Origin of the sequence: Palleronia marisminoris (assembly GCF_900172315.1) — a bacterium.
In the GTDB taxonomy this organism is placed as follows: Bacteria; Pseudomonadota; Alphaproteobacteria; order Rhodobacterales; family Rhodobacteraceae; genus Palleronia; species Palleronia marisminoris.
Window position 1 is genome coordinate 38,532 of record NZ_FWFV01000006.1, and the last position, 23,073, is coordinate 61,604.

At 64.7% G+C, this 23,073-nt stretch carries 24 protein-coding genes; 6 read left to right on the forward strand and 18 right to left on the reverse strand.

Going from position 1 to position 23,073, the window contains the following annotated elements:
* Positions 1-9 precede the first annotated feature (9 nt).
* Both PAM7066_RS11130 and PAM7066_RS11135 read right to left on the reverse strand, forming a co-directional pair.
* A complete protein-coding gene (locus PAM7066_RS11130) occupies positions 10-1,812 on the reverse strand; it encodes an autotransporter assembly complex protein TamA (protein WP_090928953.1) in 1,803 nt (600 codons plus the stop codon).
* 91 nt (positions 1,813-1,903) lie between these two features.
* The gene (locus tag PAM7066_RS11135) at positions 1,904-2,770 is read right to left on the reverse strand and encodes a formate/nitrite transporter family protein (protein ID WP_085854247.1); all 867 of its coding nucleotides are present in this window, start codon (positions 2,768-2,770) and stop codon (positions 1,904-1,906) included.
* Positions 2,771-2,851: 81 nt separating this feature from the next.
* Here PAM7066_RS11135 and PAM7066_RS11140 point away from each other — a divergent pair, with 81 nt between their 5' ends.
* Both PAM7066_RS11140 and PAM7066_RS11145 read left to right on the forward strand, forming a co-directional pair.
* Positions 2,852-3,115, forward strand: coding sequence for a DUF7218 family protein (locus tag PAM7066_RS11140; RefSeq protein ID WP_085854454.1), 264 nt, complete (start codon positions 2,852-2,854; stop codon positions 3,113-3,115).
* Positions 3,116-3,166: 51 nt separating this feature from the next.
* Positions 3,167-3,388 carry a hypothetical protein gene (locus PAM7066_RS11145; RefSeq protein WP_085854248.1) on the forward strand — a complete coding sequence of 74 codons (222 nt, stop codon included), beginning with the start codon at positions 3,167-3,169 and terminating at the stop codon, positions 3,386-3,388.
* Between the two features lie 206 nt (positions 3,389-3,594).
* Here the strand turns inward: PAM7066_RS11145 and PAM7066_RS11150 are convergent, their stop codons facing one another.
* From PAM7066_RS11150 to pip, 10 genes are all read right to left on the reverse strand, one after another.
* Positions 3,595-4,692, reverse strand: coding sequence for a flagellar basal body P-ring protein FlgI (locus PAM7066_RS11150; protein ID WP_085854249.1), 1,098 nt, complete (start codon positions 4,690-4,692; stop codon positions 3,595-3,597).
* Positions 4,689-5,711 (reverse strand): flagellin, encoded by a 1,023-nt coding sequence (locus tag PAM7066_RS11155; protein ID WP_175484627.1) that lies wholly within the window; start codon positions 5,709-5,711, stop codon positions 4,689-4,691. Before PAM7066_RS11155 ends, PAM7066_RS11150 begins: the two co-directional genes overlap by 4 nt.
* 1 nt (position 5,712) lies before the next feature.
* Positions 5,713-7,149, reverse strand: a complete 1,437-nt coding sequence (gene flgK / locus PAM7066_RS11160) for a flagellar hook-associated protein FlgK (protein ID WP_085854251.1) — start codon at positions 7,147-7,149, stop codon at positions 5,713-5,715.
* 8 nt (positions 7,150-7,157) lie between these two features.
* A complete protein-coding gene (locus tag PAM7066_RS11165) occupies positions 7,158-8,447 on the reverse strand; it encodes a flagellar hook protein FlgE (RefSeq protein WP_085854252.1) in 1,290 nt (429 codons plus the stop codon).
* Between the two features lie 68 nt (positions 8,448-8,515).
* A complete protein-coding gene (locus tag PAM7066_RS11170) occupies positions 8,516-9,283 on the reverse strand; it encodes a flagellar motor protein MotB (RefSeq protein ID WP_085854253.1) in 768 nt (255 codons plus the stop codon).
* Between the two features lie 217 nt (positions 9,284-9,500).
* Positions 9,501-12,002, reverse strand: a complete 2,502-nt coding sequence (infB, locus tag PAM7066_RS11175; protein ID WP_085854254.1) for a translation initiation factor IF-2 — start codon at positions 12,000-12,002, stop codon at positions 9,501-9,503.
* Entirely contained in the window at positions 11,995-12,633 is a 639-nt protein-coding gene (locus PAM7066_RS11180) for an RNA-binding protein (protein ID WP_085854255.1), read from the reverse strand. The genes infB and PAM7066_RS11180 overlap by 8 nt, the downstream gene beginning before the upstream one ends.
* The gene (gene nusA / locus PAM7066_RS11185) at positions 12,634-14,253 is read right to left on the reverse strand and encodes a transcription termination factor NusA (protein ID WP_085854256.1); all 1,620 of its coding nucleotides are present in this window, start codon (positions 14,251-14,253) and stop codon (positions 12,634-12,636) included.
* A gap of 6 nt (positions 14,254-14,259) precedes the next feature.
* The gene (gene rimP, locus PAM7066_RS11190; protein ID WP_085854257.1) at positions 14,260-14,868 is read right to left on the reverse strand and encodes a ribosome maturation factor RimP; all 609 of its coding nucleotides are present in this window, start codon (positions 14,866-14,868) and stop codon (positions 14,260-14,262) included.
* Positions 14,869-15,031: 163 nt separating this feature from the next.
* Positions 15,032-16,003 (reverse strand): prolyl aminopeptidase, encoded by a 972-nt coding sequence (pip, locus tag PAM7066_RS11195; RefSeq protein WP_085854258.1) that lies wholly within the window; start codon positions 16,001-16,003, stop codon positions 15,032-15,034.
* Between the two features lie 67 nt (positions 16,004-16,070).
* Between pip and ubiG the strand changes: the two genes are divergently transcribed.
* Positions 16,071-16,802, forward strand: coding sequence for a bifunctional 2-polyprenyl-6-hydroxyphenol methylase/3-demethylubiquinol 3-O-methyltransferase UbiG (gene ubiG / locus PAM7066_RS11200; protein ID WP_085854259.1), 732 nt, complete (start codon positions 16,071-16,073; stop codon positions 16,800-16,802).
* On the opposite strand, the gene PAM7066_RS11205 is transcribed toward ubiG, so the two are convergent.
* The 3 genes from PAM7066_RS11205 to PAM7066_RS11215 are packed head-to-tail and all read right to left on the reverse strand — an operon-like array spanning position 16,792 to position 18,621.
* Positions 16,792-17,613: a carbon-nitrogen hydrolase family protein gene (locus PAM7066_RS11205; RefSeq protein ID WP_085854260.1), complete on the reverse strand. Its 822-nt coding sequence runs from the start codon at positions 17,611-17,613 to the stop codon at positions 16,792-16,794. The genes ubiG and PAM7066_RS11205 overlap by 11 nt on opposite strands.
* A complete protein-coding gene (gene grxC, locus PAM7066_RS11210) occupies positions 17,610-17,864 on the reverse strand; it encodes a glutaredoxin 3 (RefSeq protein WP_085854261.1) in 255 nt (84 codons plus the stop codon). The genes PAM7066_RS11205 and grxC overlap by 4 nt, the downstream gene beginning before the upstream one ends.
* Positions 17,865-17,895: 31 nt before the next feature.
* Positions 17,896-18,621 (reverse strand): double zinc ribbon domain-containing protein, encoded by a 726-nt coding sequence (locus PAM7066_RS11215; RefSeq protein WP_085854262.1) that lies wholly within the window; start codon positions 18,619-18,621, stop codon positions 17,896-17,898.
* Positions 18,622-18,641: 20 nt separating this feature from the next.
* Between PAM7066_RS11215 and PAM7066_RS11220 the strand changes: the two genes are divergently transcribed.
* Positions 18,642-19,481, forward strand: coding sequence for a methyltransferase domain-containing protein (locus tag PAM7066_RS11220; RefSeq protein ID WP_085854263.1), 840 nt, complete (start codon positions 18,642-18,644; stop codon positions 19,479-19,481).
* Between the two features lie 56 nt (positions 19,482-19,537).
* Positions 19,538-20,614 carry a ferrochelatase gene (hemH, locus tag PAM7066_RS11225; RefSeq protein ID WP_085854264.1) on the forward strand — a complete coding sequence of 359 codons (1,077 nt, stop codon included), beginning with the start codon at positions 19,538-19,540 and terminating at the stop codon, positions 20,612-20,614.
* A 74-nt stretch (positions 20,615-20,688) separates the two neighbouring features.
* On the opposite strand, the gene PAM7066_RS11230 is transcribed toward hemH, so the two are convergent.
* On the reverse strand, positions 20,689-20,877 hold the full coding sequence (locus PAM7066_RS11230; protein WP_085854265.1) for a hypothetical protein: 189 nt from the start codon (positions 20,875-20,877) through the stop codon (positions 20,689-20,691).
* Positions 20,878-21,025: 148 nt separating this feature from the next.
* Positions 21,026-21,622, reverse strand: coding sequence for a L,D-transpeptidase (locus tag PAM7066_RS11235; RefSeq protein ID WP_085854266.1), 597 nt, complete (start codon positions 21,620-21,622; stop codon positions 21,026-21,028).
* A gap of 163 nt (positions 21,623-21,785) precedes the next feature.
* Between PAM7066_RS11235 and dalA the strand changes: the two genes are divergently transcribed.
* Complete coding sequence (dalA, locus tag PAM7066_RS11240; RefSeq protein ID WP_085854267.1) at positions 21,786-22,361, forward strand: divisome-associated lipoprotein DalA; 576 nt, start codon at positions 21,786-21,788, stop codon at positions 22,359-22,361.
* On the opposite strand, the gene PAM7066_RS11245 is transcribed toward dalA, so the two are convergent.
* A complete protein-coding gene (locus tag PAM7066_RS11245) occupies positions 22,358-23,062 on the reverse strand; it encodes a L,D-transpeptidase family protein (RefSeq protein WP_306456073.1) in 705 nt (234 codons plus the stop codon). The genes dalA and PAM7066_RS11245 overlap by 4 nt on opposite strands.
* Positions 23,063-23,073: the final 11 nt, after the last annotated feature.

Sequence of the window (23,073 nt, forward strand, 5' to 3'; positions counted from 1 at the left end):
TGACCCACCTCAGAACGCCTGTCCGATACCCACATACACCTGGAACGAGCTTTCGTCGTCCTCGTCATCGAAGCTGCTGACCGGCGTCGCCACGTCCAGCCGGATCGGCCCCACCGGCGTCTGGTACCGGAGGCCCAGCCCCGCCCCCGCATGGCTGCGCTCGCCGTCGGGGAACGCGTCGTAGCCGACCGTGCCGTAGTCGTAGAAGCCCACCAGCCCGATCTTTTCGGTCAGTCCGGCGCGGACTTCAGCCGACGCGACGACATAGCTCGCCCCGCCCGAGCGGATTCCGGAATCGAGCTCCACGCCCAGGGACTGGTACTCGTGTCCGCGCACGGTTCCGCCGCCGCCCGAATAAAAGCGGTACTCGTTCGGCACGGCTTCAAGCTCGGCGCCGATGATCGAACCGCCCTGCAGCCGGCCCGCCAGGACGAACCGGTCATCCTCGCCGAAGCCGAGATAGCTGCGCCCGTCCCAGGTCAGCCGCGCGCCGGTTCCGGTCTGATCGTTCGTGCCAAGGAAGGGCGTCAGGGTCGTGTCGAGGAAAAAGCCGTCTGTCGCGTTCAGTGGGTTCTCGCGGTTGTCGAAGGTGGCCGACAATGGCGCGATCAGCATGCTGTAATCGGTCGTGCCGCTCTCGTCCTCGACGCGGCTGAACCGGTAGCCGAGGCCGTACTCGATCTCGATCTCTTCATTGACGTAGCGGTGGATGCCGAAGGTCAGCTCGCCCGCGTCCGAGGTGTAGTCCTCTTCGTTCAGGCGCGCGACGGCGGCCTCGGCGAAGAAGGTGTTCTCGGGCGCGAAGGTCGCCGGACGCTCGAACCGGGCGCCCAACTCGTAGTCGCGGCCACCGGTCCCGCCGCCGAGGCCGGAAATCTCGCCGTCCAGCCGCAGCCGCTCGGCCCCGCCGAGCAGGTTGCGATGCAGCCAAAAGCCCGACAGCGTCAGCCCGTCCACGGTCGAGACCTCGGCGCCGAAGCCGATCCGGCGGGGCGGGAACGCGACGAGGTTCGCCTCTACATCCAAACGGTCGTTCGGGGTCAATGTCTCGGCCTCGGTCAACGCGACGGTCGAAAAGACCTGCGTGCGCCGGATGCGCCGGGTCACGTCGTCGAGCTTGTCGGGGCTGTAGATTTCGCCGGCGGGAAAACCCGCGATCGCGCGCAGGCGCTCGGGGCGGACCGCTTCACTGCCGGTCAGGATCAAGTCTCCGAACCGCACCAACGGCCCCGGCGCTATGTCGATATCGGCGGCAAGCTGGTTCTCTTCGTGCTGCGCCACGACCTGCTGGTCGCCAACCTCGGCCTTGGCATGGCCAACCTCGCGCCACGCCAACACCGCGCTTTGCGCCGCGTCGCGGATCGTGCCGGACTCCGCCGGCTCTCCCACCGTGAACCCGTCGGGGATCTCGGTCTCGGGGGCCAGCGGGCCCAGCTCGGTCTGCGAGAAGGGATAGACGGGGCCGGGCTGCACATCGACGGTGATCGTGTCGATCTGCTGCAGCCGGGTCAGCGGAGACAGGGCGGCGGCCTCCTGCCCGTCGATGTAGATGTGGATCACCGGCCCGTAGCGCCCGGTGGAGTACAATGCGCCCACCAATCGCGCGTAGTCGGCCCGGGCTGCGGCCAGAAGCTCGGTCGCGTCGGTCACGTCCTCGTTCTGGGCTGCGACCAGAAGGGAAGCATTGCGTAATGTCCGTTCGAGATCTTCGTTGCCCCCCCGGACGACGAAACGAAGCTCGTCGAAGGCCCATGCAGGCGCCCCAAGGCAAAGAACGGCGAGCCCCACCCCACCGACCAAGCGTCTCGTCACGTTTTCCGCCCCCCGTTACGCACGAAGCGAGTGTAGGGCGCGCTTGACCCAAGGGCCACCCGAGGCGGATCACGTTTTTCTTTTGCGCGATCTATTCATCAACCTCGGACGCCACCTGAGCCCAGGTGATGAGCGTGAAGACAGCCGTTCCACCCACGACGTTGCCAGCGAGCACGGGGATGAAGAAGCTTATCGCCTCGATGAAGCCGATGCCGCCGCTGACCACCAGATATGCCATTTCGACCGATCCCGCGATGATATGGGTGAAGCCACCCACCGCGATCAGCCACGTGAACGTGACGATGACGAAGAACGGCGCACCCGTCGATGTGGGCAACATCCACACGATCGCCGCGATGATCACGCCGGCAGGCATCGCCCTGAAGAACGCCTCGAGCGGCGGGTGCAACACCGCATGCTCCGAGATCGCGAGGAAGGCCGCCTTCACCTCGGGGGTGAAGGTCGGAGTCCAGTACATGAACGCGGCTGCGATGAAGGCGCCGACCACGTTCGCGCTCAGCACCATCGCCCAGAGTCGTCCGGTGAGATAGAAATACTCACGGCAGGGATGCGACATGAGCGGCAGGACCGTGGTGATCGTGTTCTCGGTGAACAGCTGCATCCGGCCCTTGATGACCAGCAGGAAACCCAGCGTATAGCCGAAGCTTTCGACCAGAGGACGCCATGGCGCATCGGGCAGATAGGCGCGCAGGATCCCCTCGCCGATGATCGAGAAGGCGATCAGGATTCCTGCGGCGAGGCCTGAAAAGAGCAACGAGGTCTTGGGCCGCGTCATCTCGTCCACGCCGTCGCGGCGGATCACCTCGAAGATCAATCGGGCAGACAGGCGCGTCGCCTGGTCCACCCAGTTCTCTTCTTCGCCGCTGACGTCGTCCTGGCCGCGCTTCTGGCGCTTGAGCTCGTGGGCTTTCACCCGTTCTTCGGTGTTGTCCACCATTCCGGATTCCTCGGATAACTAGCCGGGTCGGAACCGCGCCTCCGGCGTTCCGTTCCCTTCCAAGCTAGCATGGAGGCGATGATGACCAAGGATCACGGACCGACCATCAAGGACGACGAGACTTTCGAGGCGCTTCGGGACAAGGGCATGTCCAAGGAGAAGGCAGCCCGCATCGCGAACGCCAAGTCCAATGACGAGATGAGCCCTTCTGAGAAGGGAGGCCAAAACCCGCGATACGAGGATTGGACCAAGGATGACCTCTACGATCAGGCCCAGAAGGTCGGGATCGAGGGGCGGTCCGACATGACCAAGGACAAGCTGATCGAGGCGCTGCGCAACCACTGACCCCCCTCGAACTTGTCGAATTCGGATCGATGGAGCGCCCGTCCGCCGGCGTTGCAGGTTCTGAGCACCGTCGGCTTCGTGCATGAGATTGGCGGGATTGCCATCGCCCCTGACGGCGCGCCGGTTCGCCTGATCCGCGACGGGAGCGATCGCCTGCACCACTTTGTTGCGCAGATCATGTGCATCATCCTGCCGGCCACACCGGTCTTGCCGAGGCTCGCCTTAGACCCTGCACAGGGTCGCGGCGAAAGTGCCTCTGTCGTGCCCGAGTAGCGCGAAAGAGCCAGCGACGGACTGAGCCTGCCGAAGGTCCATTCAGGCTCCTCCGTCGGATCGACGAACACGCGACACCAGTCCGTCGCGAGTCCAGCACAACGTTGCGGTGACCTGAGTGGCGGACACATGCCAGCGACCTCAACCGAACCGCTCAGCCTTGGCAGCCCCGTCGGCGAACGATCAGCTGCGCCCTCGGGGCTGCGCTAGTGCACGATGAAGTCCGCGTGCAGTGCGCCGGCCGCCTTGATGCTCTTGAGGATGTCGATCATGTCCCTAGGCGCCACGCCCAGCGCGTTCAGCCCCGCAACCACATCCGACAGTGTGGCTCCATCCGGCACTTCGGCCAACCCGATGCCCGGTTCCTCTTCGAGCGCGACGCCCGTGCGGGGAACGACGACGGTCTCACCCGGTGCGAACGGGTTGGGCTGGACCGCGATCGGCGCCTCTTCGACCCGTAGCGTCAAACCGCCCTGGCTGACGGCAACACGGCTGATGCGCACATCCTGACCCATCACGATGGTGCCGGATCTCTGATCGACGACCACACGTGCGCGCTGTTCCGGTTCGACCGTTATGTTCTCGATCTGCAACAGCGCGTGAGCAGGCGAGGCTGCATGGGTCGCCGCGATATCCACGCTGACAGTGCCGGCGTCGAGCATGACTGCGACGCTCCGCTTCATCGCGCCGTTGATCGCCTGCTCGATCCGGCCGGCCGTGGTGAAATCGGGAGTCCGCAAGGCAAGCCTCACCGTATCGAGATCGCCGAAAGCAAAGTCGATCTCGCGCTCGACACGCGCGCCGCTAGGGATGCTCCCCGACGTGGGGACTCCTTGCGTCACGTTCGCGGCCTCTCCTTCGGCGACCGCGCCGCCGGCAAGCACCGTTCCCTGAGCGACGGCGTAGATCTCTCCGTCAGCCGCATTCAGCGGCGTCATCACGAGTGTTCCGCCCAAAAGGGACGACGAGTCGCCAATCGCCGAGACGGTCACGTCAATCCGGCTCCCTGCTCGAGAGAAAGGCGGAAGATCCGCTGTCACGAGCACCGCCGCTACGTTCTTCGGTCTGAAGTCCTCGCCGCTGACATTCACCCCGAGTCGTTCGAGGATCGTCGACATGATCTCTTCCGTGAAAGGCGAATTGCGCAGGCCATCGCCCGTCCCGTTCAGACCCACTACGAGACCGTAGCCTACTAGGTCGTTTCCTCGGACACCATCGAATTCCACGAGATCCTTGATACGAACGGCCGCAGCATCGACCATTGCGCCCCACACGGCGAACAGGATGAACAGGAGAGATTTCATCGCAGGTATGAGACCAGGTTGAGCCCCGACAGCCGGGCCGTGAGCGTGTATATCGACGAAATCTGGAATTCTGTCTGTTGCAGGCGGGTGGCAGTCTCATATGGGTCGGCCGCCAACAGTCCGAGCCGCGCTGTTTGAAGACCATCTCGCTCGATTCCAATACGGACCATCGCATCCTCGATCGAGGCCGCACCCGTTCCGAGCCGCGCCTCCAAGGCGATGATCTCGTTTCGAGCCTGAAGAAGACCCAGTGAACCCTCGGCGAGCGTTTCAGCCCGAGCCTGTTGACTGACCCCGAGATCCTCGCTCAGCACAGCGACGCGCGCGACTTCGGCGAGTGCAGTGCGAATCTCGGTGTCGTCGGCACGGATCCCGATATCGGCAGTTGAACCGTCGCCGAGGTCGAAGGGCGCCAGATCGACCGCTTCGCCGAGGTAGTCGTTCGTCCGAAATGCATATTCCTCTGAGGGATCGATGTTGATGCCGAAGTACTCGTTCACGCCGGCTTCGATATCCGCTGCCGATGTCGCGCCGGCGAGGCTGGCTGCGAGATCAGCCAAGATGTCCTCGGCCGACCGCAGCGTTTGCGAAGTTCCGGTGGCGCCGCCGAACAAGGCACGCCCGGCGGCCTGAGTTCCGAGGTCCGAAATCATCCCGGTGAACGCAATACGCGCCGATTGTGCCATAGCGTCGATCTGCAGTTTGGGCATTCCGTTCGTGATGGCCATGCCACCCAGTTCAATACCCTCGATACGCGACTTGGTCGCAGCCAAGGCCGTTCCCGTGGCATCGGCAAAGATGTTTGCTTCTTTGACCGCCAGGCTCTGCGCGTCGATAAGCGTTAGCGCGCGCTCGATGGCGGCGACCGGTTTCGTTTTCCCGGCCACGGCCTTCGAGACGTCTTGCTTGAGCCCAGTTGTAAGCTCGAGGTTCAGCGTGGACAATTCGCGGTGCAGCCGATTTCCGATCGAGCGTTGCTTGAAGTTCTGGGCGAGGTCGCCGATTGAGGTTACTGGCATCTCAGATCTCCAATATTCTATCCAGCATGATGCCAGCGGTCTGGATGACCCTGGCATTTGCCGCATAGGCTTGCTCGATGAGCAGAAGCATTCGCATTTCGTCGTCCGTATTGACGCCTTCCGACAGCACGGCCTCTTCCAGGATATTCAGACGGCCCTCGGAATAGCTCAGATCTGTCTCGGCGCGATACGCGGCCCCGGCGGTAGAGCCGACCACAAGATCCGCCAGCGCGCCGATCCCAAGGCTGGACGTCCCGAGGGCAGAGTTCGCTGGAACCGACGCACGCTCAAGTCCACTCGAAAAGAATTGTAGAACGCGCGCATCGCCGGACGGACCTGCCTCGTCGGCCCCGAGCCCGTCCCGTAGCCGCCAAAGCTCTCCTCCGGCATCGGGATTGACCTTGTCCTCGTTCACCGCGAGTCGCTGAGAGAAGCCTTTCGTGGACGTGGCGTCACCGCTGAAAATGAAGAGCCCGGCTTCTCCCGCTTCAAGCGACGGATCAGTCTTGATATCCTGGAAGCGGACGACGAGTTCCTCGGCGAAGGCATCCAGGCGAACTTGCGCCTCGGGCAACTCTTCGTCCCTGAGTTCGAACAGTGCCGCGATCTGGCCACCGGCGATAGGACCGCCCTCACGTGCGGTGTCGACCGCGCGACCGTTGATCGTCAGGCCCGACAAGGGGTCGTCGATCATCATCCCGGGCGTCATGCCAGCGGATTTATCGAATCCGATCTCTGCCGCAGAATCCAACAAGAGGACCGCTCCAGTTTCCGTGATCAGTCCGACGCGCCCGTTCTCGCGAGGGTATTCGCGAACGGGGATGAACTCGGATATCCCGTCGATTACGGCACGACGTTGATCGAGCAGTGTGTTCACGTCGCCCTTTGACGCTGTTTGCCTGGCGATTTCGCGGTTCAGTTGTTCGACCCGCAGAAGCCCTTGGTTGAGGGCCTCCACCGCGTCGCCAATGGCATGATCGGCTGCGAGACGCTCGGCTTGGATCCCATCACCCGCCTTGTTCAGATGCGTCGCAAGGGCCTGAGCAGAAGTCAGCACCGTTTCCAGCCGCTGGTCCGAAGAAGGCAGGCTCGCCGCCGCAGTCAGGCCGGCCGCGAAGGTCGCTACGCGACCGGAAAGCGACCCACTATCGTCGGCAGAACCGACGAGATCCACGACCTTGGAGAGCGATTGGCTGCGCGCCCTTTCTCCTGATGTGTCGGCCTCGGCCATTCGCCGGTCGGTGATGAGACTCAGCGTCTCGCGCCGGGCGATGGTGGCGACGCCGACGCCGCCGAACTGACCCGTCGCGAGGACAACTTCGCGCGCGGCATAGCCCGGCGTCAGGGCGTTTGCGACATTGTCCGAAACGGTCTGAGCCGAACGTGCGGTCGCAAACAAGCCCGACGTGGCGGACGCGATGGCGGAAGAGATGCCCATGGGTCAGATCACCGTTTCAGATTCGTGGTTTCCTGCAGCATCTCGTCCACCGTCTGAATGACCTTGGCATTCGACGAGTAGGCGCGCTGCGTCTGGATCAAATTGGTAAGTTCGGTCGCAACGTCGGTGGTGGAACCCTCGCGAGAGTATCCCATAGTCGCCCCGACAGGCCCGGTGCCCGCGTCCCAGAGGAAGATGCCGCCAGACTCGAGGCTCACTTCATAGGTTTGCGAATCGGAGGCCTTGAGCCCGTTTCGGTTTGGCACGTCGATGACCGGCACCTGGAAGATCGGGCGGGTCATGCCGGTATCGTAGATTGCGTGTACGATACCATCTTGGGCGACCTCGACACCGGTCAGGTTCCCGGTCGCGGCACCGTTCTTGATGATGTTCGAGGGAGCGAAGCTCGAATCGAGCTGAGTGATGCCGGTCGACTGGTTCGGGCCGCCGATATTCACAGCCATCGTTCCACCACCGATCGGAAGAGTGATGTTGCCGTCAGCATCATCGTAGGTGCCGCCCGACGCACCGAAAGGAGTCACAGTCTCGATCTGACCGCCGCCGTCATTGGTTGCGTTGAAGAGGATCGTGAATTCGCCGACTGTGTCGCCGCTTTGGCTGTCGGTTACCGTCATGGTCCACTCGTTCGCGTCCCCGGTAGGCTCGAAGCCGAAGGACAGCGACTCCGCCTGGCCGAGGTTGCCGAAATATTCGACGGTGAGATCATGAGGACCCCCGAGAGGGTCGGACACCGAGTCGTCCGATGGCAGGTTCAGGGCGAGAGTCATCTCGGTCGTCGGGTTGGCCGCGAACTGGTTGTGGAAGATGTTAACCGGCTCGAGCCCGTCGACACTGTCACGCGGGAAGTTCGGGAATGAGCCGTCGAGATTCGCCGGAACGCCCAAAAGCACCTTGCCCGTCGCGTTGACCAAGTTGCCTTCTGCATCCGGCCGGAACGAACCAGTCGTCATCAATGCGAGCTTCGTGGCACCGCCCGGGTTGTATCCCTCGAGGTCGGTCACCGGGAGAAAGCCGCGGCCGTTGATCGAGATGTCGGTCGAATTGGAAGAATTCTGTAGCTGCCCCTGCTCGTCGACCAGACGCTGGCCCGTCGTACGCACACCACTACCCGTGCTTTGCTGGCCGCCGCCGCTGACCACGAGAGAATGGAACTCGGTAACGCTCCGCTTGTACCCGTAGGTCGCCGAGTTCGCGATGTTGTCCGAAATGCTGGCGAGTCGCGTCGAGTTCGCGCTCAGGCCACTGATACCGGATGCGAGAGAGGCTGAGATGGACATGTGGACGGGACCCTTTCCGCTCCGTTACCTGCTGGGTCCCGTCTTACGTGCGCCAACTTAACGCCGTCCTAACGTGCGACGTTTCTCAAGAGGATCAGCTCGATCCGGTTGTTGCGAACGTCCATTCTGTCGGGAAGCGCAGGCGCCATGTCGCCATGGGCCTCGGTTCTGCGAAGCCGGCTCTCGCTCGTCCAGCCACGCGCGAGTCGGTCTCGCACCGCCTCGGCTCGTCCGGCCGAAAGAGGCCATGCATCCTTGTCGCGAACGACCACTGCGGTCGATCTCACGTGGCCCTTCACGGCGATTCCATTGCGAACCCCGCGGAACACATCGTCCACCACAGCGATCAGGTCGCCCAGCAACAGCGTCGGCGTGGCTGTTTCCGGCTGGAACAGCGGCGCGCCCGGAAGGTCGAACAGGTCGACGATCAGACCCTCGTCGGTGATGCGCGTCTTGATATGCTGAAGGAGTTCATCCTCGACCGCGCTCTCGCCCGAGTTGGCGTCGAACTTGGACTCGACGCTGCGCAACGTGTCTTCTTCGGCCTCGGCACGGGCCTGCCCGACAGCACCATCGACGGCGATGCTCTGGCCCGACAGCATGGAATCCGACCCACCTGATTCAGGAGAGATCGCGAACTGCGGGCTGAAATAGTCAGCGAGGCCCTGCTTCTGGCCCTCGGTCGTCGCGCTCAAAAGCCACATCATGAGGAAGAAGGCCATCATGGCCGTCACGAAGTCGGCATAGGCCACCTTCCACGCGCCGCCGTGATGAACCTCGCTCCGGCCGCTCTTCTTCCTCTTGATGATAATCCGTGACTGCCCTACCGCGGCCATGGTTGTACCCCCTTCGTTCCCCACGGCTAACCTGCAACAGCAGCCATGAACACCGGGCTAACAAGTAAAACCGCCCGCGTATTCCACAGTTTCGCCCAAGTTCGCCCGGCCGGAGGCACCGTCCGGCTTCGGAAACCCTTCAAGAGAAGCCGACGGAGAACGAAAAAGGCCCGGCTGCATTAAACAGCCGGGCCTTCCATCTTTCAGAGCACGAGGATCAGAGCGAGCGCTCGACCTCTTCGCGGGTGAAGATTTCGATGACGTCGCCGGGGCGGATATCATCGTAGTTCTCGAACGCCATACCGCATTCCTGACCCGAGATGACCTCGGACACCTCGTCCTTGAAGCGCTTGAGCGTCTTCAGCGTGCCTTCGTGGATGACCACGTTGTCCCGCAACAGACGCACGCCCGCCGCACGACGCGCCTGACCCTCGGTCACCAGGCAGCCGGCGACATTGCCGACCTTGGTGACCCGGAAGACCTCGCGGATTTCGGCGTAGCCGATGAAGTGCTCGCGCACCTCGGCCGAGAGCAGGCCCGAGGCCGCCGCCTTCACGTCGTCCACGAGATCGTAGATCACGCTGTAATAGCGAATCTCGACACCCTTCTGGTTCGCCGTCTGCCGCGCCGAGGCGTTGGCCCGCACGTTGAAGCCCATGATCGGGGCGCCGGACGCTTCCGCCAAGCCGACATCGGTCTCGGTGATCGCGCCCACACCGTAATGCAGGACCCGCACCCGGACCTCCTCGTTACCGATCTTCTCCATCGCCTGGACGATCGCCTCGGCCGAGCCCTGAACGTCGGCCTTCACGAGAATCGGCAGTTCGGCCACGTTCTCGTCGGCCTTGGCCTTCGCCATCATCTGTTCGAGCGTGGTCGCGGCACCGGCCGCGGCGCGCTTATCCTTGGCCGCGTTCTGCCGGTACTCGGCGATCTCGCGGGCCTGCCCCTCGGTCTCGACCACGTTCAGAACGTCGCCCGCTTGCGGTGTGCCGTTGAGGCCCAGAACCTCGACCGGAACCGACGGACCGGCTTCGGTAACGCGGTCGCCCTGATCGTTCTCCATGGCGCGGACCTTGCCCCACTGCTCGCCGACGACGAAGATGTCGCCCGTCCGCAGGGTGCCGCGCTGCACGAGCACGGTGGCCACGGGGCCGCGGCCCACGTCAAGCTGCGCTTCGATCACCGCGCCCTCGGCAGGACGATCGGGATTGGCCTTCAGCTCGAGGAATTCTGCCTGAAGCGCGATTGCCTCCAGCAGTTCGTCGAGGCCCGTGCCGGTCTTGGCCGAGACTTCGACATCCTGAACGTCGCCCGACAGCTTCTCGACGATCACTTCGTGCTGCAGCAGGTCGGTGCGGACCTTGTCGGGGTTCGCCTCGGGCCGATCGACCTTGTTGATCGCGACGATCATCGGGACCTTCGCGGCCCTGGCATGGTGGATCGCCTCGATCGTCTGCGGCATCACCGCATCGTCCGCGGCAACCACCAGCACCACGATATCCGTCACCTGCGCACCACGGGCCCGCATCGACGTGAAGGCCGCGTGACCCGGCGTGTCGAGGAACGTCAGCGGCGTGCCGCTTTCGGACTGCACCTGGTAGGCGCCGATATGCTGGGTGATGCCACCGGCCTCGCCATGCACGACGCGCGCCTTGCGGATCGCGTCCAGGATCGAGGTCTTGCCGTGGTCGACATGGCCCATGATCGTGATGATCGGCGCGCGCGGTTGAAGATCGTCCGCCCGATCCGCGGTCTGCTCGATCACCTGCTCGACGTCGGACGCGCTGACGCGCTGCACCTTGTGGCCGAATTCCTCGATCACGAGCTCGGCAGTGTCCTGGTCGATCGTCTGCGTCTGCGTGACCATCATGCCGTTCTGCATAAGCGCCTTGACGACGTCTGCGACGCGCTCGGACATCCGGTTGGCCAGTTCCGAAACGACGATCGCCTCGGGCAGCTGAACCGTCCGGGTAACCTTCTCGCGATCCTGGTTCTGACCCATGGCCTTGCGGCGGGCACGTTCCTGCTGCCGCTTCATGGACGCCATGGAGCGCTGCCGGCCGCCTTCGCCACCGGTCAGGGCCTGGTTCACCGTCAGCTTGCCGCCGCGGCGCTTGTCCTCGGCACCCTTGACGGGCTTCGCCTGGCGTTCCTTCTCGCGCGCATCGCGATCGGGGCGGGCCGGCACAGCCGTCTTCTGGCCGCGCTGCTCGCGGGCCTGCGCCTCGGACGGATCGGCGGCGGCGGGAGCGGCCTTGGGTTCCGCGGCCTTCTTCTTGGCCTCTTCTTCCTCGCGCAGGCGACGGGCGTCATCTTCGGCCTTGGCCTTGATGGCTTCCTCGCGCTCGCGCTCTTCCTGCTCGCGTTCCTCGATCTCGCGGCGGCGGCGCTCACGCTCTTCGGTGCGTCGCGCCTCTTCTTCCTCGCGCTCCTTGGCGTCGTCGGCCTCGCGCGCACGGGCGGCGGCAAGCGCCTTCATCCGGCGCTCGAGCTCGGCATCCGTGATCCCGGCGGGACGCTTCTTGGGGTCGCCGCCGATGGGCTTCGCGCTGCCACCTTCGGATTTCGCCGTGGAGGGTTTCGGCGTGACCACGCGCTTGCGCTTGGTCTCGACCACGACGTTCTTCGTCCGGCCGTGGCTGAAGCTCTGCTTCACCTGTCCGGGCCGGCCAGGGCCGCGCACGCCGAGTGTCTTCTTGCCGTCGTTCTCACTCATCAGGTCTATTCACCTTTCCGGCGTCTTCTCCGCCAACTTCCCGCTTGCGGACGCCCGATAGCCGCACGGCATCATCCCTGAAATCCTCAGCGAGTCTGCCTGCGGCAAGCGCCGCATGTATCACACGTTCCCGACCGAAGGACAAACCCAATTCATCCGCCGTCAGGATGTCGAAGAAGCTGCCGCGGCCACCCGGCCTGTGCAGCTTCGACTTACCTCTCTCCGACCCGTCGCACGCCTGCAGGAGTATCCTGCACTTGTCCTTGTCGAGCCAGTCCTTGACCTTCTCGAACCCGGCCACCGCCTGGCCCGCCTTGCGTCCCAGCGCCAGCCGGTCGACCGCGCGTCGCGCGAGCTGCGCCTCGACCTGGTCGACCAGGTCCTCGGGCACCTTCACCTGCCGCTTGGCCCCGCGCGAGAACAGCCGCTTCTTCACGGCCGTCTCGAGCGCCTCGCGCTCGGCCGAAACATACATCCCGCGCCCCGGCAACTTGGCCGCAACATCGGGATAGACTTTATCCTCGGGCCCCACCACGAAGCGGATGAGCCCCCGCCTGGGACTCACCTCGCCGGTGACGAGGCATTTGCGCTCGGGTTCATCCGGCGCGGGTTTCGGCGTGCCGCGGGTCACTTAGGCGGTCGCCTCCTCTTCGTTCTCGTCACCTTCATCCTCGGCGGTCTCACCCTCCAGTTCGGTGGGATCGACCCAGCCGAGCAGGATACGGGCCGTCATGACCATCGTCTGCGCCTCTTCGAGCGAGACGTCGAACTTCTCCAGAAGGCCATCGTCCTTGACGCGCTCGCCATCGACCGTCGTCCAGCCGCCCGCCAGCTCCCAGTCGGCGCAGGTGGCGAAATCTTCCAGCGTCTTCACGCCATCTTCCGCCAGTGCTTCGACCATTTGGGGCGTCAGGCCCTCGAATTCAACCAGGCTGTCCTCGACACCCAGCTCGCGGGCGTGATCCAGCGCCGCCTTGTTCTTGGCTTCGAGGAAGTCGCGCGCTCGGGCCTGCAACTCTTCGGCGGTGTCTTCGTCCACGCCGTCGATCACGGTCAGCTCGTCGAGCTCCACATAGGCGACCTCTTCGAGGTTGGTGAATCCCTCGGCCACCAGAAGCTGCGCGAAGAACTCGTCCAGGTCCAGCGTGTCGACGAACAGTTGCGTGCGCTCCTCGAACTCCTTCTGGCGCCGCGCGCTTTCCTCTTCCTCGGTCATGATGTCGATGTTCAGGCCGGTCAGCTGGCTCGCGAGCCGCACGTTCTGACCACGACGACCGATGGCCAGCGACAGCTGCTCTTCGGGCACCACGACCTCGATCCGCTCGGCATCCTCGTCGAACACCACCTTCGAGACTTCGGCGGGCTGCAGCGCGTTCACCAGGAAGGTCGGCATGTCCTCGTTCCACGGGATGATGTCGATCTTCTCGCCCTGCAGTTCGTTCACGACGGCCTGCACGCGCGAACCGCGCATACCGACACAGGCGCCGACGGGGTCGATGCTGGAATCGTACGAGATCACGCCGATCTTGGCGCGCGAACCCGGGTCACGAGCGACGGCCTTGATCTCGATGATGCCCTCGTAGATCTCGGGGACTTCCATCTTGAACAGCTCGGCCATGAACTCGTTCGCGGTGCGCGACAGGAAGATCTGCGGGCCGCGCGGCTCGCGGCGCACGTCCTTGATGTAGACGCGGATGCGGTCGCCGGGGCGGTAAAGCTCGCGCCCGATCTTCTCGTTGCGGCGCAACACGCCCTCGCCGGGGTTCAGGTCCACGACGATGTTGCCGTATTCCTCGCGCTTGACGGCGACGTTGATGATCGTGCCGACGCGGTCCTTGAATTCTTCGTACTGCTTGTCGCGCTCGGCCTCGCGGACCTTCTGCAGGATCACCTGCTTGGCGGACTGGGCGGCGATGCGTCCCATCTCGACCGGGGGAACCTCTTCGACGAAAGTGTCGCCGATCTGCGGGTTCTCCATGTACTGCTTGGCGGTCTCGACCGTCATCTCGGCCTGGTAGTTTTCCAGCTCTTCCTCGGCGACCACCGTGCGCACGCGGGTGAATTTCGCGCGGCCGGTCTTGCGGTCGATCGACACGCGGATGTCCATTTCGCTGCCATAGCGGGACTTCGCGGCGCGAGAGAGGCTCTCTTCCATCGCCTCGACGACAAGGCCGGGGTCGATCTGCTTCTCGCGCGCGACCGCTTCGGCCGTCTGCAGAAGCTCGAGCTGGTTGGCAGAGGTAATGGCCATGATGCCTTAGTCCTTCTGTTCAGGAAGACGCGCATCGTCTTCGCTGTCGATGATGGTTTCCACTTCGTCGAACTGGCTCTCGTCCACCTCGCCCTTGTCCTTGCGGGACCTCAGGACATCGCGGATCAGGTCGTCCGTCAGCACCAGCTTGGCGTCCGACAGCCAGTCGAATTGCAGCCCGATGGTGACCGGCTGCCCATGTTCCTCTATCTCGATCAGCACCTCGTTGCCCTCGGTCCCCTGCAGGGTGCCCTTGAAGCGGCGGCGGCCGTCGATGGTCTCGTTCGTCTCGATCTTGGCGACGTAGCCGTCCCACATGTCGAAATCCTTGAGCCGCGTCAGCGGCCGGTCGATCCCCGGCGAGGACACCTCGAGGTGGTATCCCTCTTCGATGGGGTCCTCGACATCCAGATGTGCGGAAACGGCGGTCGAGATCGTGGCGCAGTCGTCCACCTCGATCCCGCCCTCGGGACGGTCGGCCATGATCTGCACGGTGGGCGTCCTGCCCCCCTGGTAACGGACGCGAACCAGCTCGAACCCGAGATCCTCGATCACGGGCGTCACCACCTCGGCGAGGCGGCGGTCGATGCTGGCCTTTGCGATGAGGTCCGACATGAGTCCTACGAGGCTCCTACAAGGTTCAGGCGCGTTTCGGGCGGATCGGGCACAAAAAAACGGGCCCGCGGCCCGTTCGTACAAGTCCGGTGGGGCCGGGTTTGGACCCCGGCGCGCCGCTGTTGAAGGGGCAGATAGACGCAATCGCTCCGGAGTGCAAGACCTACCGTGTCTTCAGGCGATCCATCTCGCGCACCAGCGCCGCGCTGATGCCGGGCTCGCTCAGCGCATGACCCGCGCGTGGCACGAAGATCATCTTGGACAGCGGCCACGCCTCGTGCAGCGCATAGGCCGAACCGGGCGGGCAGATCATGTCGTAGCGCCCCTGCACGATGGTTCCGGGTACATTGGCCAGCCGGTCGATCTCGCCCAGGATCTGGCCGTCGTAGTCGAGGAACCCGCGGTTGGTGAAATAGTGGTTCTCGAGCCTTGCGAAGGCGCGGGCATATTCCGCCGGACTTTCGCCTGCGGGACCCTCGTTGTCGATCGACGCGAGCGTGTTCTCCCATCCCGCCCAGACGCGTGCATAGCGGATCTCGGTCATCAGCTCGCCCGAGAACAACCGCTTGTGGTAGGCGGCCACCAGATCGTCGCGCTCGTCGTGGGGGACCAGATCGACGAATTTCGACCACAGGTCCGGCCAGAACCGCCCCGCTCCGCCGGCGTAGAACCAGTCGAGCTCGGCCTGGGTCATCAGGAACACGCCGCGCAGCATCAGGTGGCGGACCCGGTCGGGATGGGCCTCGGCATAGATCAGGGCAAGCGTTGCGCCCCACGATCCGCCGAAGACGACCCATTTCTCGATGCCGAGGGTGCTCCGGATCAGCTCGATATCGGCCACGAGGTGCCAGGTGGTGTTGTCGACGACCGATGCGTGGGGCCGCGACCGCCCGCAGCCCCGCTGGTCGAACAGGATGATCCGGTAGTGCTCGGGATCGAAATAGCGGCGCATGGACGGCGAACACCCGCCCCCAGGGCCGCCATGCAGCACCACGACGGGAACACCCTCGGGATTGCCGCATTGCTCGACATAGACCGAGTGTCCGTCTCCAACGGCCAGCATCCGCTGGTCGAAGGGATCCAATCGCGGGTACAAGTATGACGCCGCGCTTTTTTGCCCTGCTGCATGATCCATGGGCGCTCTATATAGACGCGGCGACGGCCCCTGCGAGGGGCGCGACCCGGAAAATCAAAGGCGTGGCATGTCCTCCATAGACCCCTCCGAAGTCGACAAGTTTTCCGCAATGGCGGCCGAGTGGTGGGATCCGAACGGAAAGTTCCGGCCGCTCCACCAGATGAACCCGATCCGCCTGGACTACATCACCCGCCAGATCGCCGCCCAGTTCGGACGTGACCTGCGGGCGAAACGTCCGTTTGAAGGTCTTTCCCTCCTCGACATCGGCTGCGGCGGCGGATTGCTGGCCGAGCCGATGACCCGCCTCGGCGCCACCGTCACCGGGATCGACGCGTCCGAGCGCAACATTCCCGTCGCCCAGACCCATGCCGAGGAACAGGGACTGACGATCGACTACCGCGCCGCCACGGCCGAGGCACTCGCCTCTGACGGGTCGACCTACGACGTCGTCCTCGCGATGGAGGTGATCGAGCATGTCGCCAACCCGCCCGGCTTCGTGACCACCTGCGGATCGCTTCTGAAGTCCGACGGCCTGATGATCTGCTCCACCCTGAACCGCACGACGAAAAGCTTTGCGCTCGCCATCGTCGGGGCGGAATGGGTGCTGCGCTGGCTGCCCCGCGGCACGCATGACTGGGACCGCTTCGTCAAGCCCGACGAGATGAAGCAGATGATGGAAGGCGCGGGACTGGCCTGCGTGGACCGCACCGGAATGGTGTTCGACTCGCTGTCCTGGAAGTGGTCGCTCAGCGCGACGGATCTGTCGGTGAACTACGTGGGCGCCGCCGTCAAAAGCTGAAGTCCCGGTCGTGGGACAGGCTGGGCACGCGCTTTCGCGCCGCCTCGACCTGCGAAAGGTCGATGTCGAGGACCGCGATGCCCGGCTCGGTCCCCTGGTCCAGCAGCACCTCTCCCCATGGTGCGACGACCATCCCGTGCCCGTAAGTCTCGCGCGCGCGGCCTTGACCGGCTTGGTGCCGGCCCGTCTGCGCCGGGGCGAGGACGAAGCAGCCCGTCTCAATGGCACGGGCGCGCAAAAGCGGCTCCCAATGCGCAGCACCCGTGACCGGCGAGAAGGCAGCCGGCACCGTAAGGATATCCGCCCCTGCCTTAGCCAGCGCCCTGTAGAGATAGGCGAACCGCACATCATAGCAGACCGTCAGGCCGACACAGCCGAAGGGCGTCGTCGCCATCACGGCTCTCTCGCCAGGGCGGAAGCCGGAAGACTCGCGGTAGGTCTCGGTCTCCGAGACGTCCACGTCGAACATGTGGATCTTGTCGTAGCGTGCCGCGATCTCGCCATCCGGCGCGATCAGGAAAGACCGGTTGGCAAACCGCTCTTCCTCGGTCGCCAGCGCAAGCGAGCCGATCAGCAGCCAGACGCCCGCCCGCGACGCCTCGTCGCGCAGTGCGGCGAGGGTCGGATCATCGCCCTCGCGGCGCAGAACCTCGCGCTGCCGGGTGCGACTGGCCGACACGCAGTTCGCGACCTCGGGCGTCAGGACGAATTCCGCGCCCTGCCCGGCTGCCTCGCGCACCGCGTCCCGGGCGGTCACCAGGTTCGCCGCCGGATCATCCGACGACGTCATCTGGACGAGACCGATCCTCACGCAAGCAACCGATCGAGCTTTCCGTCCCGTTCGAGCTTGGCGAGGTCGTCGTAGCCGCCGACATGGGTGTCGTCGATGAAGATCTGCGGCACGGTCCGGCTGCCATTCGCCCGCTGGGTCATCTTCGCCCGCAGGTCGGGGTCGCGGGATACGTCGGTTTCCGAGAAGCTCACATCCTTCGACTTCAGCAAGCGTTTCGCGGCGTGGCAGTAGCCGCAAAGCGGCGTGGTGTAGATCTCGACGGTTGCCATGGGATGTCCTCTTTCTGTGTTGCCACGAGATCTAGGTCTCCTTCAGGACCCGTGCCAGTGCGAGAACCCGAACCTCCTGTGCGCTCGCGCCGATCAGGGCCTCCGTCGCGGCCGCAAGAGTGGCGCCCGACGTCATCACATCGTCGATCACGATGACGTTGCGGCCGGCGACGACGCCTCCGTGAGTGGGATGCGCGGCGATCACGCCATCCAGCGCCTCGAAGCGGGCCGCCGGGCTCTTTCCGTCAAGAAGCGCGGTCTGGGACGTTCGGACCAGCGCACGGGGCGCGACCTCGGCCCCGGTCTGCCGGGCAATCGCACGGGCCAGAAGCGCCGCCTGGTTGTAGCGACGCTTGACGCGGCGGGTCCAGTGATTGGGCACGGGCACGAGCAAGGGCGCGTCGGGCCAGATCGCCCGCCCCGCCTCGGCCATCCAACGCGCTGCCGGCGCGACCAGATCCAGGCGGTCGCCATGCTTCAGACGCAGCAGCATGGTTCGCGCCGGCCCCTCGTAAGCGAGCGCCGACCGGCCCCGGGACCACGGCCGGCCGACCACGAGGCAATCGTCGCAGCGCAGATCGAGGGACGCATCCTCGCCCGGTAGCGGAGCGCCACACTGGTCGCAGACGCAGCCCTTCAGGAAGCGCGTCTTGCTCCAGCAGGCGCCGCAAAGCCCGCCCGCCGTCTCGGTCTCGGCATCGCAAAAGGCGCAGCCGGGCGGGTAGATTGCGTCCACCACCGATTGCCACAGACCCATCGCCCTCCTACCTCCGCTCCATGACCAATGCTCCGCCGAGACTGACCGACCGGGCCACCCTCGCCCGCAACCGTGCCCGCACCACGCCGGATGCCCTGTTCCTGCACGAGATTGCCGCCGACCAGATCGATGATCGCCTGCAAATGGTTAAGCGGAGCTTTCGGGACATCGCGATCGTCACCGGGCAGCCTGAATTCTGGGCCGCGCGATTTCCCGCGGCAACGGTCGTGGCAGATGACGAGACGCTCGATCTGCCTCGCGAGGCCTTCGACCTGGTGCTGCACGCCATGGCGCTGCATTGGGCCAACGATCCCGTGGGGCAGCTCGTGCAGGCGCGCCACGCACTTCGGCCGGACGGGCTGTGCCTGTCGGTGGCCTTCGGCGGCCAGACCCTTGCCGAACTGCGCGCCGTCCTGGCCGAGGCGGAAACACGCCTCATGGGCGGCCTGTCGCCCCGCGTGGCCCCGATGCTCGAGATTCGCGACGCCGGCAGCCTGCTGCAACGCGCCGGCCTCAACCTGCCCGTCGCGGATACCGAGAAGCTGACCGTCAGCTACGCCGACATGCTCGGTTTGCTGCGCGAACTGCGGCAGATGGGCGAAGCGAACGCGCTCGCCGCCCGCGATCGCCGCATCCCGCCCCGCACGCTGTTCGCCGAGGCTGCACGCCTTTACCACGACCGCTTCCCCGACGCGGACGATCCCGCCCGCATCCACGCGACGTTCGAGCTGGTTCACCTGTCGGGCTGGGCGCCGGACGGGAGCCAACCGAAACCGCTCCGCCCCGGTTCTGCCACGACCAGGCTGGCGGACGCCTTGGGAACAGGGAACCGCGACGATTCGCAGCGGGACCGAGATTGACAGTTTAGAGCAATTCTATATCCCGATCGAACGCGCGGATGTGAGGACCGACCACGATGCTCGACACGAAGAACGCCGAACCCACCGCAAGAGACGCGGAACGTCCCGCCCATGCGGACAGTGATCACCCGAAGATCCCGCGTGCGAAGATCGGCGTGCTGCTCGCCAATCTCGGCACCCCGGACGGTTACGACTACTGGTCGATGCGCCGCTACCTGAACGAGTTCCTCTCGGACAAGCGGGTGATCGACTACTCGCCCTTCGTTTGGCAGCCCCTGCTGCAGGGCGTGATCCTGACGAAACGCCCCTTCTCGTCCGGCGCGGCCTACAAGTCGATCTGGAACAACGAGGCGGGCGAAAGCCCCCTCATGACGATCACCAAGGCGCAGACAGCGAAACTGCGCGAGCGGATGCAGGACCGCTTCGGCGGCGACGTCCGAATCGAGTTCTGCATGCGTTACGGCAACCCGTCGACCTTTACGAAGGTCGAGGAGATGATCCGCGACGGCTGCCAGAAGATCCTGTTCTTCCCCCTCTACCCGCAATACGCGGGCGCCACGACGGCGACCGCCAACGACCAGTTCTTCCGGGCGCTGATGAAGGCAAAGTGGCAGCCGGCGTCGCGCACCGTTCCGCCCTACTTCGACCGGCCAGACTATATCGACGCCCTCGCCCAATCGATCGAGCGGGCCTACGGCGCGCTCGAGACGAAGCCCGACATGCTGGTCTGCTCGTATCACGGGGTGCCGAAGCGCTACCTGATGGAGGGCGACCCCTACCATTGCCAGTGCCAGAAGACGACGCGCCTGCTGAAAGAGCGGCTGGGCTGGGACGACACGCAGATCACCACCACCTTCCAGAGCCGCTTCGGCCCCGAGGAATGGCTGCAGCCCTATACCGTGGAAGAGGTCGCGCGCCTTGCCGAGCGTGGGATCAAGAACATCGCGGTCTGCGCGCCCGCCTTCTCGGCGGACTGCATCGAGACGCTCGAAGAGATCAACGAGGAAATCCGCGAAAGCTTCGAGCATGCAGGTGGGGAGCGCTTCACCTACATTCCGTGCCTGAACGACGACGAGGCACATATCAGTGCGCTCGAGGCGACAATCACGGAGAATCTGGCCGGCTGGACCTGAGCCGATCCAACCTGCGGACATAGAAAAAGGCGGCCGGGAAACCGGCCGCCTTTCTTAAGGAATCTGCCGTGAAATTAGTCCGAAACGGCCACGGCGGCCACGACAGCCAGCAGCAGAAGCGGGATCACGATGCCGGCCGACGAGGACGACGACTCTTCGACAACCACGGCGGGCTCCATGACGGGCGCGACGGGCGCCATGCCACCGGCGAACGCGGAGGTCGAGGCAACGGAAAGAGCAGCGGCGAGAGCGATTTTCTTCATTTCATTACTCCAGTTTGGCCTGGTGCCTAGAGTTCAGTGAGGCGGCAGCAGGCACCCATAGACTGTACCTCGACTGCGGTAATAAGCCATCAGTCACATCACGCAAATGCCACTGCAGCGTGAAGAGTTCCCCCCGCACCGGAATCTGTCAAATAAGCAACACCTGCGTGCCCGACCCGGTGAGGCTGAAGAGTTCCGCAATATGCTCGTTATACAGCCCGATGCAGCCGTTCGACGAACGGCGGCCGATCTTCCGCGTGTCCTGCGTTCCGTGGATGCGGTAATATTGCCAGCTCAGGTACAATGCGTGTGTCCCGAGAGGATTGTCCGGGCCCGGTCCGATGAAATCCGGCCATTCTGGGTTCCGCTGTTTCATCTCGGGCGTCGGCGCCCAGCTTGGTCCTTCGACCTTTCGGATCACCTCGGTCCGGCCGCGCCGGGTGAGATCGTCGGTCTGCGGGACGGAGGTGGGATAGAGCTTGTAGATCGAGCCGTCGTCGTTCCAGAAATGCAACGCACGCGAAGAGATGTCGCACAGGATGGCGCCGTTGGTCAGCGTCTCGAAATAGGGCTGCCATTCGAGGGTGCGGAAGCTCGACACATTGCGCCGGGTCGCGTCGGTCACTGGCGCGCTGAACTCGGTCGAATTGCTCTGCTGCGCGATGGCCGGCGCCGACAACAGTGTAGCCGCCGCTCCGCCGACAAACGCGCGACGGCTGACGCCGCCGGAAAACTTGGTGGTCATTGTTACCGCCTCAAACTCGAAAAATGGGTGCCGGTCTTGTTTTCGCCGAACATATAGCGCGCGCCGGACCGGCGCAATTCACGCTGGCGTCAATCCGCCAAGGGTCAATTGCCATGATGCACTGTAGGCGCTAAGGCCGGGCTGGTCCGACCGGAGATCGTCGATGAAGTTCGCCCCACTTGCGACCGCTGCCCTTTGCCTGTCCCTCGCCGCCTGCGCGGCGCCGCCCCCGGTGGCGCAAGTCGGCCCGGACGGGCGGCCCTTGCCGCAGCTCTACAGCGTTTCGGCGCAAGGTGACGACGTGGTGCAGCTGCGTTTTCTCGACGGGTTGAACGCGCTGCGCCAGGCGGCGGGGGCGCCGTCCCTGTCGCTGAACTCGGAGCTGACGGCCGCCGCGGCGACCCACTCGCGCGACATGAGCATACAGAATCGGCCTTGGCATTTTGGATCCGACGGCTCTTCGCCGCTCGATCGCGCGGACCGCGTGGGCTACTCAGGACGCGTGCTCGGCCAGAACATCTCCGAGACCTACGAAACCGAGCTCGAGACGCTCGCCGCCTGGATGGAGACGCCCGAGACGCGCCAGATCGTCGTCGACCCCCTCGCGCGCGATCTGGGCTTCGCGTGGCACCAGGAGGCCAATGGCAAGATCTGGTGGACGATGGTCACCGGAACACGGGAACAATCCGCGATCCGGCAGACCCAGGGGGTGATCGTCGCCCCGCCGACCGGCCGCTAACCGGCGGCCGCTTCCGTCACGGGCAGCTGCGTCGCCGGGACGGCCGGCATTGGCGTCGCCGGTGTGACTACCGTCGTATCCGCCGCGACGGGTGCGACCGCCGTCGTACCAGTGACGGGTACCGCCGGCGCCACGACGGTCGTGCTGCCAGCCTTCTTCGCCTGACGGCGGAGGGCGCGCAGCTCGGCCTTCATGTGTGCCCGCGAGGGATAGATCGAGATCGGCGTCCCGTCGCGCACCATGGCATAGATCCTTTCGATCTCGTCATCCGTCACCGCGAGGCAGCCGAACGTCCAGTCATCCGGCGCGTCCTCCCAATATGTCGGTCCACGGCCGTGGATGAAGATGTCTCCGCCCGGCTCCTTTCCGAGCGCCTCCGCCCGCGCGACATCGATCTCGTTCGGATACGAGATGCCGATGGACAGGTGGAATCGGCTGTTCGGATTGCGCCGGTCGATCAGGTAGTGCCCTTCGGGCGTGCGACCGTCTCCCTCGATTTCCTTATGCCCGTCGGGTGAGAAGCCGAGGCCGATGTCGTAGTCGGCCAACACCTCGTCGTCGTGCATCAGGAACAGCTTGCGCTCGTCCTTGAAGACCAGCACCCGCGTCACTTCGGGGCCGTCATAGGACTGGAACTTGCTTTTTCCGCCACACGCCGCAAGCGCGGCCAGGACGGTCAGCATCAGGATTGCCCGGATCATTTTCATTGGTC

Coding starts and splice junctions, on each gene's coding strand:
- grxC (WP_085854261.1), bottom strand. CDS start 17,864: ATGGCAACCGTCGAGATCTACACCACGCCGCTTTGCGGCTACTGCCAC.
- PAM7066_RS11215 (WP_085854262.1), bottom strand. CDS start 18,621: ATGGGTCTGTGGCAATCGGTGGTGGACGCAATCTACCCGCCCGGCTGC.
- PAM7066_RS11230 (WP_085854265.1), bottom strand. CDS start 20,877: ATGAAGAAAATCGCTCTCGCCGCTGCTCTTTCCGTTGCCTCGACCTCC.
- dalA (WP_085854267.1), top strand. CDS start 21,786: ATGAAGTTCGCCCCACTTGCGACCGCTGCCCTTTGCCTGTCCCTCGCC.
- PAM7066_RS11235 (WP_085854266.1), bottom strand. CDS start 21,622: ATGACCACCAAGTTTTCCGGCGGCGTCAGCCGTCGCGCGTTTGTCGGC.
- PAM7066_RS11150 (WP_085854249.1), bottom strand. CDS start 4,692: ATGAAATCTCTCCTGTTCATCCTGTTCGCCGTGTGGGGCGCAATGGTC.
- PAM7066_RS11165 (WP_085854252.1), bottom strand. CDS start 8,447: ATGTCCATCTCAGCCTCTCTCGCATCCGGTATCAGTGGCCTGAGCGCG.
- PAM7066_RS11135 (WP_085854247.1), bottom strand. CDS start 2,770: ATGGTGGACAACACCGAAGAACGGGTGAAAGCCCACGAGCTCAAGCGC.
- nusA (WP_085854256.1), bottom strand. CDS start 14,253: ATGGCCATTACCTCTGCCAACCAGCTCGAGCTTCTGCAGACGGCCGAA.
- rimP (WP_085854257.1), bottom strand. CDS start 14,868: ATGTCGGACCTCATCGCAAAGGCCAGCATCGACCGCCGCCTCGCCGAG.
- PAM7066_RS11140 (WP_085854454.1), top strand. CDS start 2,852: ATGACCAAGGATCACGGACCGACCATCAAGGACGACGAGACTTTCGAG.
- flgK (WP_085854251.1), bottom strand. CDS start 7,149: ATGGGCATCTCTTCCGCCATCGCGTCCGCCACGTCGGGCTTGTTTGCG.
- PAM7066_RS11220 (WP_085854263.1), top strand. CDS start 18,642: ATGACCAATGCTCCGCCGAGACTGACCGACCGGGCCACCCTCGCCCGC.
- infB (WP_085854254.1), bottom strand. CDS start 12,002: ATGAGTGAGAACGACGGCAAGAAGACACTCGGCGTGCGCGGCCCTGGC.
- PAM7066_RS11170 (WP_085854253.1), bottom strand. CDS start 9,283: ATGGCCGCGGTAGGGCAGTCACGGATTATCATCAAGAGGAAGAAGAGC.
- hemH (WP_085854264.1), top strand. CDS start 19,538: ATGCTCGACACGAAGAACGCCGAACCCACCGCAAGAGACGCGGAACGT.
- ubiG (WP_085854259.1), top strand. CDS start 16,071: ATGTCCTCCATAGACCCCTCCGAAGTCGACAAGTTTTCCGCAATGGCG.
- PAM7066_RS11155 (WP_175484627.1), bottom strand. CDS start 5,711: ATGCCAGTAACCTCAATCGGCGACCTCGCCCAGAACTTCAAGCAACGC.
- pip (WP_085854258.1), bottom strand. CDS start 16,003: ATGGATCATGCAGCAGGGCAAAAAAGCGCGGCGTCATACTTGTACCCG.
- PAM7066_RS11245 (WP_306456073.1), bottom strand. CDS start 23,062: ATGATCCGGGCAATCCTGATGCTGACCGTCCTGGCCGCGCTTGCGGCG.